General features: G+C 35.7%; 20 protein-coding genes. 10 read left to right on the top strand and 10 right to left on the bottom strand.

Translation table 11 applies throughout. The features are described 5' to 3' along the window. Positions 1–69: 69 nt before the first annotated feature. Together nadA and ACQY2P_RS04725 are read left to right on the top strand one after the other, a co-directional pair. Positions 70–1,026, top strand: a complete 957-nt coding sequence (nadA, locus tag ACQY2P_RS04730) for a quinolinate synthase NadA (protein WP_428327233.1) — start codon at positions 70–72, stop codon at positions 1,024–1,026. A gap of 4 nt (positions 1,027–1,030) precedes the next feature. Continuing rightward, positions 1,031–1,432, top strand: coding sequence for a tetratricopeptide repeat protein (locus ACQY2P_RS04725; RefSeq protein WP_428327232.1), 402 nt, complete (start codon positions 1,031–1,033; stop codon positions 1,430–1,432). Here ACQY2P_RS04725 and nadC read toward each other — a convergent pair. Genes nadC through ACQY2P_RS04710 form a run of 3 tightly spaced genes read right to left on the bottom strand, consistent with a single transcriptional unit; the run spans position 1,429 to position 3,074 of the window. Continuing rightward, positions 1,429–2,247: a carboxylating nicotinate-nucleotide diphosphorylase gene (gene nadC / locus ACQY2P_RS04720; RefSeq protein ID WP_428327231.1), complete on the bottom strand. Its 819-nt coding sequence runs from the start codon at positions 2,245–2,247 to the stop codon at positions 1,429–1,431. The two genes, ACQY2P_RS04725 and nadC, sit on opposite strands and share 4 nt — an antisense overlap. A 40-nt stretch (positions 2,248–2,287) precedes the next feature. Further along, a complete protein-coding gene (gene spt4 / locus ACQY2P_RS04715; RefSeq protein WP_012215619.1) occupies positions 2,288–2,476 on the bottom strand; it encodes a transcription elongation factor subunit Spt4 in 189 nt (62 codons plus the stop codon). 1 nt (position 2,477) lies between these two features. Continuing rightward, positions 2,478–3,074: a DNA-directed RNA polymerase gene (locus ACQY2P_RS04710; protein ID WP_012215618.1), complete on the bottom strand. Its 597-nt coding sequence runs from the start codon at positions 3,072–3,074 to the stop codon at positions 2,478–2,480. 148 nt (positions 3,075–3,222) lie between these two features. Here ACQY2P_RS04710 and ACQY2P_RS04705 point away from each other — a divergent pair, with 148 nt between their 5' ends. From ACQY2P_RS04705 to ACQY2P_RS04690, 4 genes are all read left to right on the top strand, one after another. After that, positions 3,223–4,335 carry an Mrp/NBP35 family ATP-binding protein gene (locus ACQY2P_RS04705; RefSeq protein ID WP_428327230.1) on the top strand — a complete coding sequence of 371 codons (1,113 nt, stop codon included), beginning with the start codon at positions 3,223–3,225 and terminating at the stop codon, positions 4,333–4,335. 41 nt (positions 4,336–4,376) lie between these two features. Beyond that, complete coding sequence (locus tag ACQY2P_RS04700; protein ID WP_428327229.1) at positions 4,377–4,841, top strand: GTP-dependent dephospho-CoA kinase family protein; 465 nt, start codon at positions 4,377–4,379, stop codon at positions 4,839–4,841. A 152-nt stretch (positions 4,842–4,993) separates the two neighbouring features. After that, entirely contained in the window at positions 4,994–5,371 is a 378-nt protein-coding gene (locus tag ACQY2P_RS04695; protein ID WP_428327228.1) for a hypothetical protein, read from the top strand. 35 nt (positions 5,372–5,406) lie between these two features. After that, entirely contained in the window at positions 5,407–7,440 is a 2,034-nt protein-coding gene (locus tag ACQY2P_RS04690) for a sodium-translocating pyrophosphatase (protein WP_428327227.1), read from the top strand. On the opposite strand, the gene ACQY2P_RS04685 is transcribed toward ACQY2P_RS04690, so the two are convergent. The 3 genes from ACQY2P_RS04685 to ACQY2P_RS04675 all read right to left on the bottom strand — a co-directional run bounded on the left by ACQY2P_RS04685 (position 7,427) and on the right by ACQY2P_RS04675 (position 8,440). Further along, positions 7,427–7,621 (bottom strand): hypothetical protein, encoded by a 195-nt coding sequence (locus ACQY2P_RS04685; protein ID WP_428327226.1) that lies wholly within the window; start codon positions 7,619–7,621, stop codon positions 7,427–7,429. The genes ACQY2P_RS04690 and ACQY2P_RS04685 overlap by 14 nt on opposite strands. Positions 7,622–7,678: 57 nt before the next feature. Next, positions 7,679–7,936: a DUF2024 family protein gene (locus ACQY2P_RS04680; RefSeq protein ID WP_428327225.1), complete on the bottom strand. Its 258-nt coding sequence runs from the start codon at positions 7,934–7,936 to the stop codon at positions 7,679–7,681. Between the two features lie 78 nt (positions 7,937–8,014). Next, on the bottom strand, positions 8,015–8,440 hold the full coding sequence (locus ACQY2P_RS04675) for a universal stress protein (protein WP_428327224.1): 426 nt from the start codon (positions 8,438–8,440) through the stop codon (positions 8,015–8,017). A 115-nt stretch (positions 8,441–8,555) separates the two neighbouring features. Between ACQY2P_RS04675 and ACQY2P_RS04670 the strand changes: the two genes are divergently transcribed. The 3 genes from ACQY2P_RS04670 to ACQY2P_RS04660 all read left to right on the top strand — a co-directional run bounded on the left by ACQY2P_RS04670 (position 8,556) and on the right by ACQY2P_RS04660 (position 9,775). Beyond that, positions 8,556–9,017: a CBS domain-containing protein gene (locus ACQY2P_RS04670; protein ID WP_428327223.1), complete on the top strand. Its 462-nt coding sequence runs from the start codon at positions 8,556–8,558 to the stop codon at positions 9,015–9,017. 6 nt (positions 9,018–9,023) lie between these two features. Next, positions 9,024–9,245, top strand: coding sequence for a hypothetical protein (locus ACQY2P_RS04665; RefSeq protein ID WP_428327222.1), 222 nt, complete (start codon positions 9,024–9,026; stop codon positions 9,243–9,245). Between the two features lie 146 nt (positions 9,246–9,391). Then, positions 9,392–9,775: a cyclophilin-like fold protein gene (locus tag ACQY2P_RS04660; protein WP_428327221.1), complete on the top strand. Its 384-nt coding sequence runs from the start codon at positions 9,392–9,394 to the stop codon at positions 9,773–9,775. Here ACQY2P_RS04660 and ACQY2P_RS04655 read toward each other — a convergent pair. Continuing rightward, entirely contained in the window at positions 9,772–10,164 is a 393-nt protein-coding gene (locus tag ACQY2P_RS04655) for a Mov34/MPN/PAD-1 family protein (RefSeq protein WP_428327220.1), read from the bottom strand. The two genes, ACQY2P_RS04660 and ACQY2P_RS04655, sit on opposite strands and share 4 nt — an antisense overlap. Before the next feature lie 2 nt (positions 10,165–10,166). Further along, the gene (locus ACQY2P_RS04650) at positions 10,167–11,261 is read right to left on the bottom strand and encodes a cupredoxin domain-containing protein (protein WP_428327219.1); all 1,095 of its coding nucleotides are present in this window, start codon (positions 11,259–11,261) and stop codon (positions 10,167–10,169) included. Positions 11,262–11,358: 97 nt separating this feature from the next. Here ACQY2P_RS04650 and ACQY2P_RS04645 point away from each other — a divergent pair, with 97 nt between their 5' ends. Further along, the gene (locus ACQY2P_RS04645; protein WP_428327218.1) at positions 11,359–12,246 is read left to right on the top strand and encodes a heme o synthase; all 888 of its coding nucleotides are present in this window, start codon (positions 11,359–11,361) and stop codon (positions 12,244–12,246) included. 3 nt (positions 12,247–12,249) lie between these two features. Here the strand turns inward: ACQY2P_RS04645 and ACQY2P_RS04640 are convergent, their stop codons facing one another. Both ACQY2P_RS04640 and ACQY2P_RS04635 read right to left on the bottom strand, forming a co-directional pair. Next, positions 12,250–12,546: a hypothetical protein gene (locus tag ACQY2P_RS04640; protein WP_428327217.1), complete on the bottom strand. Its 297-nt coding sequence runs from the start codon at positions 12,544–12,546 to the stop codon at positions 12,250–12,252. Positions 12,547–12,548: 2 nt separating this feature from the next. After that, positions 12,549–14,717, bottom strand: a complete 2,169-nt coding sequence (locus tag ACQY2P_RS04635) for a CDC48 family AAA ATPase (RefSeq protein ID WP_428327216.1) — start codon at positions 14,715–14,717, stop codon at positions 12,549–12,551.

The following is a 14,717-nucleotide window of genomic DNA, read 5'->3' as shown; positions in this document are numbered from 1 at the left end:
TCAGATGTATGAAAATTATGGGCACGATCCCATTCTTTAAATCCTCACCCCTCAAATTTTCTATGGTTTATGCTCGTACAACAAACCTCTCAACTCAAAGAAGAGATTGAACGTCTCAAAAAAGAAAAAGACGTGATCATTCTTGCCCATAATTATCAAATTCCTGAGGTTCAAGATGTGGCAGATTTTACAGGTGATTCCTTGGGATTATCAAGACAAGCAGCAAAAGTTCCACAAAAGACTATCCTTTTCTGCGGTGTAAACTTTATGGCTGAAACTGCTGCAATAATCAGTCCTCAAAAGAAAGTAATCCTACCTGATTTAGAAGCTGGGTGTTCCTTGTCTGATTCAATTACTGTTGATGAATTAAGAAATTGGAAGAAACAACATCCAGGTGCAATTGCAGTTGGATATGTTAACACCACTGCAGAAATTAAAGCCGAACTTGATTATTGTTGTACATCATCAAACGCAGTAAATGTGGTTAAAGCAATTTCTGAAGATAAAGAAATTTTATTCTTGCCTGATATGTTCTTGGGATCTTATGTTGCAAAAATGACTGGTAGAAAAAATATGCATATCTGGGCAGGTGAGTGTCATGTCCATGCAGGAATAACTCCTGAAGATGTTACTAAAAAACTAGATTCAATGAAAGATGCAGAATTTGTAATTCATCCTGAATGTAGTTGTACTACCCCCATGATGTATGATGTTGCTGATGGAAGTTTTGATGATCAAAAAGTTTCAATTCTTTCGACTGAAGGAATGCTAAATCATGTAAAAGAATCAAAAGCTAAAAACTTTGTTGTTGCAACTGAAACTGGAATATTATACAGAATGAGACAACAAAACCCTGATAAGAAATTCATTCCAGCTTCTGAAAAAGCTGAATGTCAATACATGAAGATGATTACGCTTGAAAAAGTTCATGATGCACTTGTAAATGAAAAAAATATTGTAACTGTTCCAAAAGAAATTGCAGACAAGGCCCGTTTGGCAATTGATAGAATGCTTGCAATAAGCTAATTGTGTGACTATTTTGGTTGGATTATTCAGTAGAACTCCAAAGGATCCTAATCAAAAAAGAAATCAAGAAAAATTCAAAGAATTTAAAAAATTGGCCAAACAAAAAAAATATGATGAAGCCCTAAAATCAGGCACAGAATATCTTAGAATGGTGCCAAACAATCATGATGCATTGTTTACCATAGGTGGAATCTATTATTTGAAAAAAAAGTACAAAACTGCAATATCTCATTTTGATAAAGCCCTTGAAATCGGCTCTTATGATGTTGATGTCTTACTTCTGAAAGCATATTCACATCAAAAACTAGGTGAAAAGAAAAGAGCACTTCAATGTTGTGAGAAAATTCAAGAAGTTGACCCAAAAAATAAACCAGTTTCTGAATTGCTGTCTCAACTAAATTCTTAAATTTCTAGACTCATATCAATTCCTTTTACAGAATTGGTGATGCTTCCAACTGAAATAATATCTACTCCTGTTTGTCCATATCTGGAAATATTTTTGGAATTAATTCCTCCTGACGCTTCAAGAAGAACTTTTCTTCTCAAATTTTGATTTTTGAGAGCTATGATTGTTTTTTTAATTTGATTTGGAGTAAAGTTATCTAACATGATTATTGTTGCGCCTTCTTTTGCAGCAAAAACTGCATCTGGAGTATTTTCAACTTCAACTTCAAATTTTCTATGTCTCTTCTTTGCTTTTTTAATTAATGATTCTAATGAATTTCCTATTGCAATGTGATTGTCTTTAATCATAACCATCTCATCTAGTCGTAATCTGTGTTTTTTACCCCCTCCAATCTCTACTGCTTCTTTGTCAAAGTATCGTAATCCTGGTGCTGTCTTTCTTGTAGCATAGAGTTTTGTTTTCTTTGGAATTTTTTTTACAAGTTCGTTTGTTTGAGTTGCAATGCCACTCATTCTTGTTAAAAGATTCAATGCTGTTCTTTCACATGTCAGAATTTTTCCAGCATTGCCTGATACCCTCATTATAGTTTCATTTGGCTTTATTTTTGAGCCATCTTTTTTCAAAATTCTTACATTACATCCTTTGATTTTGAAAATCTGTTTTGCATAATTGACTCCTCCAACAATTGCAGATTCTCTTGAAATTATTCTAACTGTGATCTTTTTCTTTGGTAATAGTGCGCTTGTGATGTCCCCTTTACCAATATCCTCAGCTAGAAATTGTGATAACTGTTTTTTAGAATTAAATGACAACATTATGATAAAACGCTAGTTTGATTTTAAATATTTAGAAATTTTATGTTACTTTGATTGCGTATTTGCCTTTCTGAGTAATGCCAAGTGTTTTTGAAATCTCAGAGTTTGTTGGATCTACTACTAGCACTACTCCACTCCAATCTGGTGTTAAATCTGATGATTTGCATACTGGACAAACTTTTCCAACAGTTACATACTTGCATTTTCTGCATGCCATTTCTCGTGCCATCTTAACTTGCCTCTACTTTAGCTTCTTTTGCTGGTTCTTCTGCACCACCAGAAGATTTCTTAATCTCTTCTTCAATCCATTCATCTGCACCAAGGAATGGTTGTCTACATGTAATTCCAATTTTTCCCATTGCTGCTGCTTTACCTAATGATACTGCAGTAATTCTTGCACGAAGTGTAGAACCAACTTTTAGTGTTCTTCCACTTTGATTGGCCAAAATCATTCCAGATTTTACATCGCTCTTAAGATAATCATCCATTACTTGTGACAAGTGAAGCAATGCATCGGTAGGACCAATTCTTACAAATGCACCAAAGTCTGTAATATCTACGATTTCCCCTTGTACAATTTCTTGTAATTTTGGATAAAATGTCAATGCTTCAAATTGAACTCTGTGGAATGTTCCGCCGTCTCCGGCAATCATTTTTCCCATTTCGTCAACTTTAGCATCTAAAATCATAATGATGTAACCTAAATCTGCATTAATCATACTCTCGTACTTTTCTTTGAGAATGTTTACTGCTGCCTTTTTGAGTGTGGTTCCAAACAAGCTTGGAGGAATCCTGACAACATCAACTAGGGTAGATATAGAAAACAACTGTGCTGTTTTTCTTGAATTTCAATTTATGAATCTTTGGGTAATTTGGGCACATTTTTCCAAAGATTTTGCTAATTTTGCAAAATAATGACAATTTCTTTTTGGCTTCGACTTATGTTTAAATAATGTAGACGGGTTTTTTGACGCAATGGTTGGCATAGATCAAGTCCTTGAGAAACTTAGTACTGTAATTGATCCTGATTTGAAAAAAGACATCGTATCAATGGGAATGATCAAAGACTTGGAACTTAATGATGGTAATTTGAAATTTACACTGGAATTAACTACTCCTGCATGCCCTTTCAACGTCGAAATTGAAGATGATGTAAGAAAAGCAATTGGCGAACTTACTGAATTGAAAAACTTTGACATGAATGTAACTGCAAAAGTAATGGAAGGACGTTCACTTGATGCTGACACTGGAATGGCTACAGTCAAAAACATTATCGGTGTTGCAAGTGGAAAAGGCGGTGTAGGAAAATCAACAGTATCTCTGAACTTAGCTTTGGCACTGCAACAAACAGGTGCTAAAGTTGGATTACTAGATGCAGATATCTATGGTCCCAGTATTCCATTAATGCTTGGAATGAAAGATGGATTTATGGAAGTTGAAGACAATAAACTTCAACCGGCAGAATCAAACGGTCTCAAAGTTGTTTCATTTGGTTTCTTTGCAGAACAAGCACATCAAGCAGCAATTTATCGTGGTCCAATTATTTCCGGAATTCTTAAACAATTCCTAGTTGATACAAACTGGTCTGACTTGGATTATCTTATTGTAGATCTTCCTCCTGGAACTGGTGATATCCCATTAACTCTTGCACAAACAATTCCTATTACTGGAATCCTAGTTGTTACTACTCCTCAAGATGTTGCAAGTAACGTTGCAGTAAAAGCAATTGGAATGTTTGAAAAACTAAATGTTCCAATCATTGGTGTTGTTGAAAACATGAGTCACTTTATTTGTCCTAGCTGTGATGAAAGACATTACATCTTTGGTGATGGTGGTGCAAAGAAAATTAGTGAACAGTTTAACATGCCTTTCTTAGGTGAAATCCCATTAAACTCTGGAATCATGTCTGGTTCTGATGTAGGAAAACCAATCATGATTACAACTCCTGATTCTCCAAGTGCTGATGCATTTAGAATTGCTGCAAAAAATATCGCAGCACAATGTAGTATTCTTGCAGCAAAACTTCAAGAAGAGATGGAGTCTGAAGGCTCTAATGAAGAATCTGCTCCAGAGGCAAGTACAAACTAGAATCGATTTTTGTGAAGTTACCTGATTCTCTAAGAGAGCAAATGAAAATCCCTTTAGGTATCCTTTTACCTGAAAGTCAAGCAAACAAAGAAAATATTCTCAAACACATTGAACAAAATTCCTACATCATAACAGTTGGTGATAGAACTACTGAAAAAATGATTGATTTTGACTTGACTCCCTCATTGCAAATTGTAGATGGTATTGAAAAAAGAGAAAAAAGAAAACCGCCAAAACTTGTTAATGCCACTGAGATTACAGTTGACAATCCTCCTGCAGAAATTACTCCTCAAAGTATTGATATTATCAAAAAGGCATTTTCAATGAAATCTCCAATACGTATTCTTGTAACTGGTGAGGAAGACCTTTTGGTGTTGCCTGTTTGCATTCATGCTCCTGAAGACTCTGTTGTAATGTATGGCCAACCAAACGAAGGACTAGTAATAGTCAAAATTACCTCAGAAATTAGAAATAAAGTACAAAGTCTACTTGATCTAATGGAATAACGGGGTATGATGAGACGGTGGCTGTATGATTAATGATTACACTACTAAAACCTCTGACCCTATTAATTCCTAATTTTGAAGAATGAAAATCAACCAAATTTCTTACAAGAATTGACATTCCAAGATAAACACAGATTACATGATTGGATTGTGTGAAGCTTGATCCTGAACTAAAATTACAAATTCTAGAAAAAGTTGGAATTTACTCTAATAGATTCTCAATACCTGAACCTATGATTCTACTAACAACAAAAGAAGTTCTTGATGCACCAAAAGAGATGACTGAAGGAAGACGTACATCTGCTTACAAGTATTATGGAGTATCTTACCTTCAACATAACCTAGTTTTCATAAATGTGAGAAAAATTCCTGATGAGAAAACTCTAGAAAACACAATTGTTCATGAACTGATCCATATGAGATTTCCATATCTTGCACATGGTAAACGATTCAACAAACTAGTAAGACAGGGTTTGCGTGGCAAATCCTTTTTGCCATATAGAAAAAGAAGCAAAGCCAACGCTATTTGATTTATATTTCCCAGAATTGGGCATGCGAGTATAACATGGAAATCTCTGAGATTCTGCCATTTATCGCAGGAATTGCATCATTTTTAGTCGCTGGTGGATTAGTTGCTTGGATTTCAAAGCAACCTGCTGGAACAAAAGAGATGCTAGATATCTCAAATGCCGTCAAAGAAGGAGCTTCTGCATTTCTCAAAAGAGAGATGAAAATTATTGTTCCAGTAGCTATAGCACTTACTTTGATTATTGGTATATTCTTAACTCCGTCAAACGGAATTGCATTTGCAGTTGGTGCAGCACTTTCAGCAGTTGCAGGAATCATTTCATTAAAAATTACAGTCAAAGCAGCAGTAAGAGCTGCAAATCTAAGTGGTACTGGCTTGGGTCAAACCTTTGCTATGGCATTTAGAGGTGGTGCAACAGTAGGTCTTGCAGTTCCTGCAATGGCATTGTTAGCAATCACAGGACTTTATCTAATTTATCCCGACCCAATCACTATTGCAGGTGTAGGTATCGGTGCAAGTCTTATTGCATTATTCATCCGAATTGGTGGTGGTATTTTCACAAAGGCAGCAGACATGGGTGCTGACCTAGTAGGAAAAGTAGAAGCAAATATTCCTGAAGATGATCCTAGAAACCCTGCAACAATTGCAGATAATGTGGGAGATAATGTAGGTGATGCAGCAGGTATGGGCTCTGATGTTTACGAATCATACATTGTAACTATTCTAGCCGCATTGTTAATTGCTGCATTAATTGGCGCACCAAACTTTTTCCTTTATCCAATTCTAATTGGTTCATCTGGAATGATTGCATCAATCATTGGTGTTGTAATTGTTGGTTCCAAAAATATAACAGATGTAATGAAGCCGCTTAATCGTTCGTTTTATGTCTCGGCTGCAATTGCAATTGGACTAAACTATGTGTTTATCACACAATTTATCGGTGACTCTATGGCCTCATATGCCTTGTTTGGCTCTACTGTAATCGGCGTAATCTTAGTTCCAGTAATCCAAAAAATCACTGATACTTATACAAGTTACAAGAAAGGACCTGTTCAAGAAATTGCAGATTCTGCAAAATGGGGCTATGCATCATTAACATTAATGGGAATTATCAAAGGAATGCAATCAACTGGACCATTCATGATTGCACTAGTTGTTGCAATTATCATTTCATACAGTGTTGCATCTGCAGCGGCACCTGAAGGTGCTGATCCAATTCTTTACGGAATCTTTGGTACAGCATTGACAGCAATGGCAATGTTGAGTCTTGCAGGTATTGTACTTAGTATTGATGCATTTGGTCCAATTGCTGATAATGCAGGTGGTATTGTTGAAATGACTGGGATGGGAGAAGAAAACCGTAAAGTCACTGATGAAATTGATGCAGTTGGAAATACAACAAAGGCTGTAACCAAAGGCTTTGCAATTGCAAGTGCAGCTCTTGCTGCATTGGCAATGATTCAGGCATTCCAATTCGAAGCATCACACGTCTTTGAAGGTGCTTTAGATTACAGTTTGACTAATCCGGCAGTTGTTGTTGGATTGCTAATTGGTGGTTTAATTCCATTTATCATTACTGGACAACTAATCAATGGTGTGTCTCGTGCAGCAGGAAAGATGGTTGATGAAGTTAGACGTCAATTCAAAGCTGATAGTGGTATTCTTACAGGAAAATCAAAACCAGATTATGCAAAATGTGTAGACATTGCTACTGTTGCATCCATCAAAGAATTATACAAACCAGCACTTGTCGCAATTATCGCTCCCATCATTTTAGGAGTATTGCTCGGTCCAACTGCAGTAGCAGGATTGCTAATGGGTTCTCTAGTTACTGGAATTCTACTTGCATACCACTTGGCAAATACTGGTGGTGCATGGGATAATGCAAAGAAACTAGTTGAAATGAAAGGCGAAAAAGGATCTGATGTTCACAAAGTTGCAGTAGTTGGTGATATTATTGGTGACCCATACAAAGATACAGCAGGTCCTGCACTTAACACTGTAATCAAATTACTAAATACAATTGCAATCGTATTTGTATCTGCATTTGTCGCAATTATTGCACTTTAGATTCTTCAACAACCAAAGTCATATCTAACTCATCAATTTGAGCTTGAATTGCTTTTTTCAAAGTTTCATTATGTGAATCACAGAATTTGAAATAGTTATCTGCAGTTTGAAAACAACCACATATCCATTTTGTTTTTTTATCTCCTTCTACTGTCCACTTTGAATATTTTTGTTCATTCATGTACGATGAATACCTGTTAATCTAAAAAATGTGTCTTGTAGAAAAAGGAAAAAATGTTTAAGGACAGCCTTCCATTTTTTGGATAAAGTAGCCGTTTTCCTTAATTGCCTGTTCAACAGGCTCTGGTGCTCCTTGGGAGTGGCAAAATTGACATTCATTTTGAGTCATTGTTGCATTTTCTTCTCCAATGGATTTTAACCACTCTTTACCATATGTGATGGCTTTGTCGTGGTCTTTTTCACCAGTAATTACATCAAAGTGCATGGTGTGACCGTCTGCTGCTTTGACATAAGTGTCGTATACGTGAATTTCCATAAATTTAATCAAAAAAAGGCATATTTAATTCAAAATGAAATTCTACATTCTAATCCTGTGTAATTATGCATGAACAAATCATTTTGCGATTAGAACTGGTTTCTTTGATTTATGTAGCACATAATTTGATGTGCTTCCCAAGAACATCTCTTTTGCAGCTCCCATACCTCTTGAACCAATAACTATAAGATCAAACTTATTTTTATCAGCAATCTCTACAATTCTTTTTCCTTCATCACCATATGATACTCTGTCAAAAAACAAAATTCCTTTTTTTGCTGCCTTTAGTTTTGCTTTACTCATAATCTTTTGTGCATGTTCTAATAGAATTTTTTCTACAGGTGTTATTGGATCATTAGTTCTAGGTTTTGTGATTCCAAGTATGTATATCCCTGTAATTGTCGCATGATTCTCTCTTGCCATATGAATTGCCATATCTAACCCTCTAAAGGAATTTGAAGAACCGTCAAGTGGGACAAGAATTTTTGAAATCTTACCTATCATGATATGTTTTCAAGAATTTTCAATTTAAAAATATTTCATGATTACCTGTCATGATTTTCACTCTTGATATTCTAGCAGAGTCTAAAATAACAAATTACTGTAAATTAATTGTAAGATGTCTAATGGAAAGACCTTGACTATTGGAGATATTATGACAAAATCTGTCATATCTGCTGACTCTTCTTTGAATGTAAATGAAGCTGCAAAAATGATGGAAGATGCAAAGGTTGGTGCAATAATTGTAATGGAACATAACACCCCTGTTGGAATTGTTACTGATAGAGATTTTTCAGCAAAAGTTGTTGCTCATGCTTATCCTATAACCACTTCTGTAAAACAGATAATGTCCTCCCCGATGTTCTCCGTTGGCTCTGATGATTCTGTTAGATCTGCTGCTGATTTGATGCATGAACGAGGGATTAGAAAATTACCTGTTATTGATAATGATGCTGTTGTTGGAATTGTTACTGCGTCTGATATTGTTAATTTATTGGCAGTCTCAACTGAAGATGATATTCGAGATATTTACTTTCATTCTGTAGTAAAGATTTTTACAAATTATAGTCCATACAACTAGTAAGAAATGGTTCTGCCAATCATAATCCTTGTTGTAATACCAATATTTCTTGGAATCTCATATGTTACTCCATTTGAGGTACCTTCAGAAATTGAAGAATCTCCGGTTTCTGAAAATTCTGGTGCCACTGTTCTTTACGTTCTATTGATGGGAATATGGATTATCTTTTTGCTTAGAATCATAATCTTGATGAAGAAAGGATCTTACAAGATTACTCAGAGGTATTGACATGAACACTGCACCTTATTGGAACAAAAACATGTGTTCAGACTGTAAAAGAATCAAATGTCAAAAAGGATGTATTTGTGATTGTCATCAATTACGAGATAGAGTAAACTGAGTATTCTTATGTATGTCAAATCTTTTAGAAAATTATGAAACATACAATACATGTTGATGTTGATTCATCAAAAATAATTTTAGAATTAGATGATACTTATTCTCCAAAAACTGTAAATGAATTTGTTGAAAAATTACCCTTTACTGTGGATCTCAATGTTTGGGGTGATGAAATCTATTCTTCAAAATCACCAATTAATCAACCTGAAGAGAATGCAAAGTCTCCTGTAGAACTAAATGATGTTGCCTATTGGCCAACAGGAAAAGCTATCTGTTTGTTTTATGGATCTACTCCAATCGGTGAACCTGGGGAGATAACTCCTGCATCACCTGTAAACATTATTGGTAAAGTGATTTCACCTGACAAATCAATTCTTAAAATAGCTGATGGAACAAAAGCCATATTTAGAAAATCTTAGTTTTCTTCAATAGGAATTTCTTTTATCTCTGATTCTAGTAGATATGCTCTAAAATCCTTGGTTGTTCCAGAGTAAATTATCCATACAACGGGGTTGCTTTGCATGAATTTCTTATCTGTGTTTGATGGATATGCCTCAGAATTTGGATGGGAATGAAAAATGCCTATCACATCTACTTTTTTTTCTTCTGCAATCTTGTATCCTTCGATAAGCTGCTCATTTGAAATGGTGAAGGTTACTGGTGATTCTTCAATATTTTTTGTCAAAAATATTTCTGAAACGATTTCATCTTTACCAAATAATATGGCACATGATTCATTTGGTTTTTCATTTTCAGCATGCTGTGTTAGAATTTTTTTATCTGAACTTGATAATGTAATTTTCTGCAAATCTATTCTACGTTAACAGTTCCTACCATCCATGGATGGAATGTACAGTAATAATCATAAGTCCCTGCTTCTGTAAATGTAAATTCAAAACTATCTCCTGCCATCATCATTTCAGAATCAAACACTCCTGTTGAATCTGTAGGTGGCATACCTGATGTTACAGTGTGTACAGTAGTATCTGCATTATCCCATAGAACAGTGTCTCCAACTGATATTGTGATTACTTCAGGATCATAATAGATTTGACCTTCTTCTGGAAGTGCTGCACCTTCTGGCATTACTACTTTGATTGGTTCTTTTGCCCCTTCAACGGTTAATGTTGCAACCATCCAAGGATGTACAATACAGAAGTATTCGTACTCACCAATTCCTAAATTAGTTGTATCAAGTGTAAATGATTCACCTGGACCTAACAATCCCGTGTCAAATGTTTCTCCAAAGTCTTCAGAACTAGTTGCTGTGTGTGCTGCAGAATCTGCATTAACCCATTCTACAATATGTCCTTGTTGAACAACTGCTGCATCGGGTGCATAATCTGGATTTCCTTCTTCAGCTGAACCTTCTAACATTTCAATTGTAAAGACTGGACCTGCCGGTGCAACTTCTTCTGCACTTGGCTCTTCAACTGTAACTTCATCAGGAATCAAATATGTATCTGGACTAACAAACCCAAATCCAATCCATGCAATAATTCCTGCAGCTGATGCCATTCCTACTATGGAACCTACCGGTTTCAAGTATTGTGGATGCTTCATTGCAAGATATGCTATGATGATTGCTGGAAATGCTATTGCCATCAAAATTCCAGCTATTGTAACAGTATAAGCTGAAGTATTCGCTGTAAATGCAAACATTCCAAATCCTAGTGAAATAGACGCAATTACCAAAACTGTTGCTTTTGCTCTATTGCTAGTTGAGACTCCTCCGTCTAAGATGCCTGTTGCTAAGAAGATCATTCCTATGAACATAGTAAGACCAGTCAACGCATGCATTCCATCAATGAATGTGTGTGCAATCTCAGCGTATGATATGACGACTCCTGCCAATCCTATGGCTGTGAGTCCCATTCCTGGCATCATGAGGTCCCAATTACTCATTTAACGTAGCTGGTAGGACTGAGATACTTATTCCTTTTGAAATGGTACGGATCAAAGACGAAGAAATTAAATGGCTTTGGACTAGGATAGAGTGAGATTGGGATTTAATGAAATAATGGAGATATCCAAACCAAGGATAGTTGTTCTTCTGGTAATCACTGCAGTTACCTCAATGTATGCTGCAAGTAAATTGGTTCCAGGTGCTCCTGAGCTTGATTATTGGTCATATCTACACATCATTATAGCTGGTGCATTGGCATCTGCCGGTTCTAGTGCTCTAAATCACTATTATGACAAAGACATTGATCCAAAAATGGAAAGAACAAGTAAAAGACCTATTCCATCTGGACGGATGGCAGCATCTCATGTTTTGATTTATGGTTTGGTTGTAAGCTGCATATCTGTTATTTACGGATTTTTTGCATTGAATGCAGTTTCTGCATTTTTTATTGCAGTGGGAATTTTCTCTTATGTAATAATCTACACTGCCTGGCTCAAACGTCTGAACACTTCAAACATTGTAATTGGCGGTATTGCAGGTAGCGCTGCTGCATGGGCTGGTTGGTCTGCAGCTACTGGAAGTATGGATCTTTTGGGATTCTTAGTTGGATTTCTTGTTTTTGTTTGGACTCCATCACACTTTTGGTGTCTTGCAATGAAAATTAAAGATGAGTATGCACAAGCTGAAGTTCCAATGTTGCCTGTTGTAATTGGAATGCAAAAAACTTCCAAGTATATCTTAGGAAACACAATGATCTTACTTCCTTATTCTCTGATACTTTCTTTTATTCCAGATGGAATGGGTGTTGTATATACTGTAATTGCAACTGTATCTGGTGGGCTTATGTTGGCATATCATTACAAACTTACAAAAACTCCCACATCTGAATTTGCTTGGAAAGCATACAAAGTAACTGCGCCTTATCTCACAATAATTTTTGTTGCAGTTGCATTAGATGCTGCATTCCATATTCCTTTGTTTTAGGAATTATTTTTCAAAACCTGGAAAACTTGCTTCGTAGTCTTTTTCCATCATTTCCTTGTTTTGTTCTTCGATTTCATCGACTTCTTCTTTAACTACGAAAACCTCGATTCTACGCTCATCTTTTGTAATCCAAGATACTTTGATGAGTCCAAGAATTTCTAAATCTAATAAAATTTTGTTAAATTTTGCTTCTGCCATGGTAAATCCATCTTTTGTTAGCATCTTGTAAAGCTCAACATCTGTTAGTGAACCTGCATCTCTAATTTTGTCAAATACTGTATTTCTGATTGGAATTGCCATTTTTATCCGTAGAATGTTTTATCTCCTGTCTTTGGTACCACGTTAGATATACTTTCCTTAACTGATTTGTACCACTGATCAACTTCTTTTGTAATTGAGGGTCTAACCTGTTTCAAACTGTTTGCAAAGTCTTGACTAGATATCTTTGTTGCATTATTTTGCATGGCTTGAACTGCTGCTTCTCTACATAATGCGGCCAAATCTGCACCTGTGTAATTTTGAGTTGCAACTGCAATTTCTTGCAATTTTACATCATTAGTTAATGGCATTTTTTTTGTTAAAATTTTGATAATTTCTAATCTTCCTTTCTCATCAGGAGGTTCAACATACAATACCAAATCTAATCTTCCTGTTCTTAACAATGAATTGTCTACAACATCTGGCCTGTTTGTAATTCCTATCACTACAACACGTGAAGAAACTCCATCTTCAATTTCTGTAAGTAACTGACTGAGAATATTTTCACCAACTCCTCCTTCTCCTGACTTACTGCGTGCAAGTGAATCTAATTCATCAAAAATAACTACACATGGCGATGATGCCTTTGCTTTTCTAAAAATTTCTCTAACAGCTTTTTCAGATTCTCCTACCCATTTTGAAAGAATTTCAGGACCTCTAACTAAAATCATGTTTGCACCTGTCTCTGTTGCAAGTGCTCTTCCAAGCAAAGTCTTTCCACATCCTGGCGGTCCGTAAATCAATGCACCTTTTGGTGGCTTGATTCCCATTTTGGTAAATTTCCCTGGTTCGTTCATTGCTAAAATTAGATTATCTGTCAATGATTTTTTAATTTCATCCAGTCCTCCTACATCTTGCCACCAAACTTTTGGTCGTTCTACATAGACTTCTCTCATTGCAGTAGGAACAACTTCATGCATCGCATCGTAAAAGTCAATTAATTTTATTTTCATTGATTGTAATACTTCTGAAGGAATTTTTTCTGTTTCAAGATCAATTTCTGGTAGATATCTTCTAATTGATTTCATTGCAGCTTCTCTACATAGTGATTTGATATCTGCACCAGTGTATCCATGTAATTCTGATGCCAAATCTTTTAGATCAATGTCTTCATCAATTGGCATTCCTCTTGTGTGAATTTGAAGAATCTCTATTCTTCCATCTTCGTTTGGAACTGAAATCTCAAATTCTCTATCAAATCTACCTGGTCTTCTAAGTGCAGGATCAACACTATCTGGTCTATTTGTTGCTCCAAGTACAATTACGTTACCTCTATCATTTAGACCATCCATTAAAGCCAAAAGCTGCGCAACTACTCTTTTTTCAACGTCTCCATATGCCTCTTCTCTTTTTGGTGCAATAGCATCAATTTCATCAATGAAAATTATGCTTGGCGAGTTATCTTTTGCTTCTTTGAAAATATCTCTTAACTTTGCTTCTGTTTCACCGTAATACTTGTTCATGATTTCTGGACCGTTAATTGGGAACATGTTAGCTTCTGATTCACTTGCCATGACTTTTGCAAGCAAAGTCTTTCCACATCCTGGCGGCCCATAAAGTAAAATTCCACTATGAGGTTCAATTCCTAATCTGGAAAATAATTCTGGATGTCTTAATGGGAGCTCAACAATCTCTCTCATTGCTTTTACTTTTTCGCCTAATCCTCCTACTTCTTCATATGTCACTCTAACTTTTCTATCAACTGCAGTTTCAGTTGAAATGTTCAGTGTAGTAGAACGGTCAATCTTTACTACTCCTTTTGGTGTAGTCTTTGTAATTTTGAAATCCATCGAGTTTCCTAAAATCATTACTGAAATTTCATCACCGTGATTAATTGGCAATCCTTTTAGTCTATTTTTTACAAAATCTGTAAATTCTTTATCTACTGTAACTGAATCATTAACTGGAGTCAAAGAAACAGACTTTGCAATCTTTGATGTTACTTTTCTGATCTTTACGATATCATTTAATGACGCACCAACATTTTTCCTTGTTTGTCCATCTACTCTGATTATATCTGGGAATTTCTCATCTTCGTCTACTGGCCAAATTACTGCACAACTTGTTCTTGAACCCATAACTTCAACAATGTCTCCTGGAGTTACTTTGAGAAAGTCCATTGCTTCAGGACCAATTCGAGCTCGTTTTTTACCTACATCCCTTTGTTTTGCTTCTCCAATTCGCATTTGCAAAGGTTCTTCTTTGCGTACCAA

Origin of the sequence: Candidatus Nitrosopumilus sp., assembly GCF_965262695.1 — an archaeon.
Classification (GTDB): Archaea; Thermoproteota; Nitrososphaeria; order Nitrososphaerales; family Nitrosopumilaceae; genus Nitrosopumilus.
Note: the sequence above shows the minus strand (reverse complement) of the source record. Positions and strands in the feature narration are given on the sequence as shown.

What these genes read in the sequence shown, in the direction of transcription:
- nadA (WP_428327233.1), top strand. Translation starts at nt 70, where the DNA reads ATGCTCGTACAACAAACCTCTCAACTCAAAGAAGAGATTGAACGTCTC.
- nadC (WP_428327231.1), bottom strand. Translation starts at nt 2,247, where the DNA reads ATGTTGTCATTTAATTCTAAAAAACAGTTATCACAATTTCTAGCTGAG.
- spt4 (WP_012215619.1), bottom strand. Translation starts at nt 2,476, where the DNA reads ATGGCACGAGAAATGGCATGCAGAAAATGCAAGTATGTAACTGTTGGA.
- ACQY2P_RS04705 (WP_428327230.1), top strand. Translation starts at nt 3,223, where the DNA reads ATGGTTGGCATAGATCAAGTCCTTGAGAAACTTAGTACTGTAATTGAT.
- ACQY2P_RS04700 (WP_428327229.1), top strand. Translation starts at nt 4,377, where the DNA reads ATGAAAATCCCTTTAGGTATCCTTTTACCTGAAAGTCAAGCAAACAAA.
- ACQY2P_RS04690 (WP_428327227.1), top strand. Translation starts at nt 5,407, where the DNA reads ATGGAAATCTCTGAGATTCTGCCATTTATCGCAGGAATTGCATCATTT.
- ACQY2P_RS04685 (WP_428327226.1), bottom strand. Translation starts at nt 7,621, where the DNA reads ATGAATGAACAAAAATATTCAAAGTGGACAGTAGAAGGAGATAAAAAA.
- ACQY2P_RS04680 (WP_428327225.1), bottom strand. Translation starts at nt 7,936, where the DNA reads ATGGAAATTCACGTATACGACACTTATGTCAAAGCAGCAGACGGTCAC.
- ACQY2P_RS04675 (WP_428327224.1), bottom strand. Translation starts at nt 8,440, where the DNA reads ATGATAGGTAAGATTTCAAAAATTCTTGTCCCACTTGACGGTTCTTCA.
- ACQY2P_RS04670 (WP_428327223.1), top strand. Translation starts at nt 8,556, where the DNA reads ATGTCTAATGGAAAGACCTTGACTATTGGAGATATTATGACAAAATCT.
- ACQY2P_RS04665 (WP_428327222.1), top strand. Translation starts at nt 9,024, where the DNA reads ATGGTTCTGCCAATCATAATCCTTGTTGTAATACCAATATTTCTTGGA.
- ACQY2P_RS04660 (WP_428327221.1), top strand. Translation starts at nt 9,392, where the DNA reads ATGAAACATACAATACATGTTGATGTTGATTCATCAAAAATAATTTTA.
- ACQY2P_RS04650 (WP_428327219.1), bottom strand. Translation starts at nt 11,261, where the DNA reads ATGAGTAATTGGGACCTCATGATGCCAGGAATGGGACTCACAGCCATA.
- ACQY2P_RS04640 (WP_428327217.1), bottom strand. Translation starts at nt 12,546, where the DNA reads ATGGCAATTCCAATCAGAAATACAGTATTTGACAAAATTAGAGATGCA.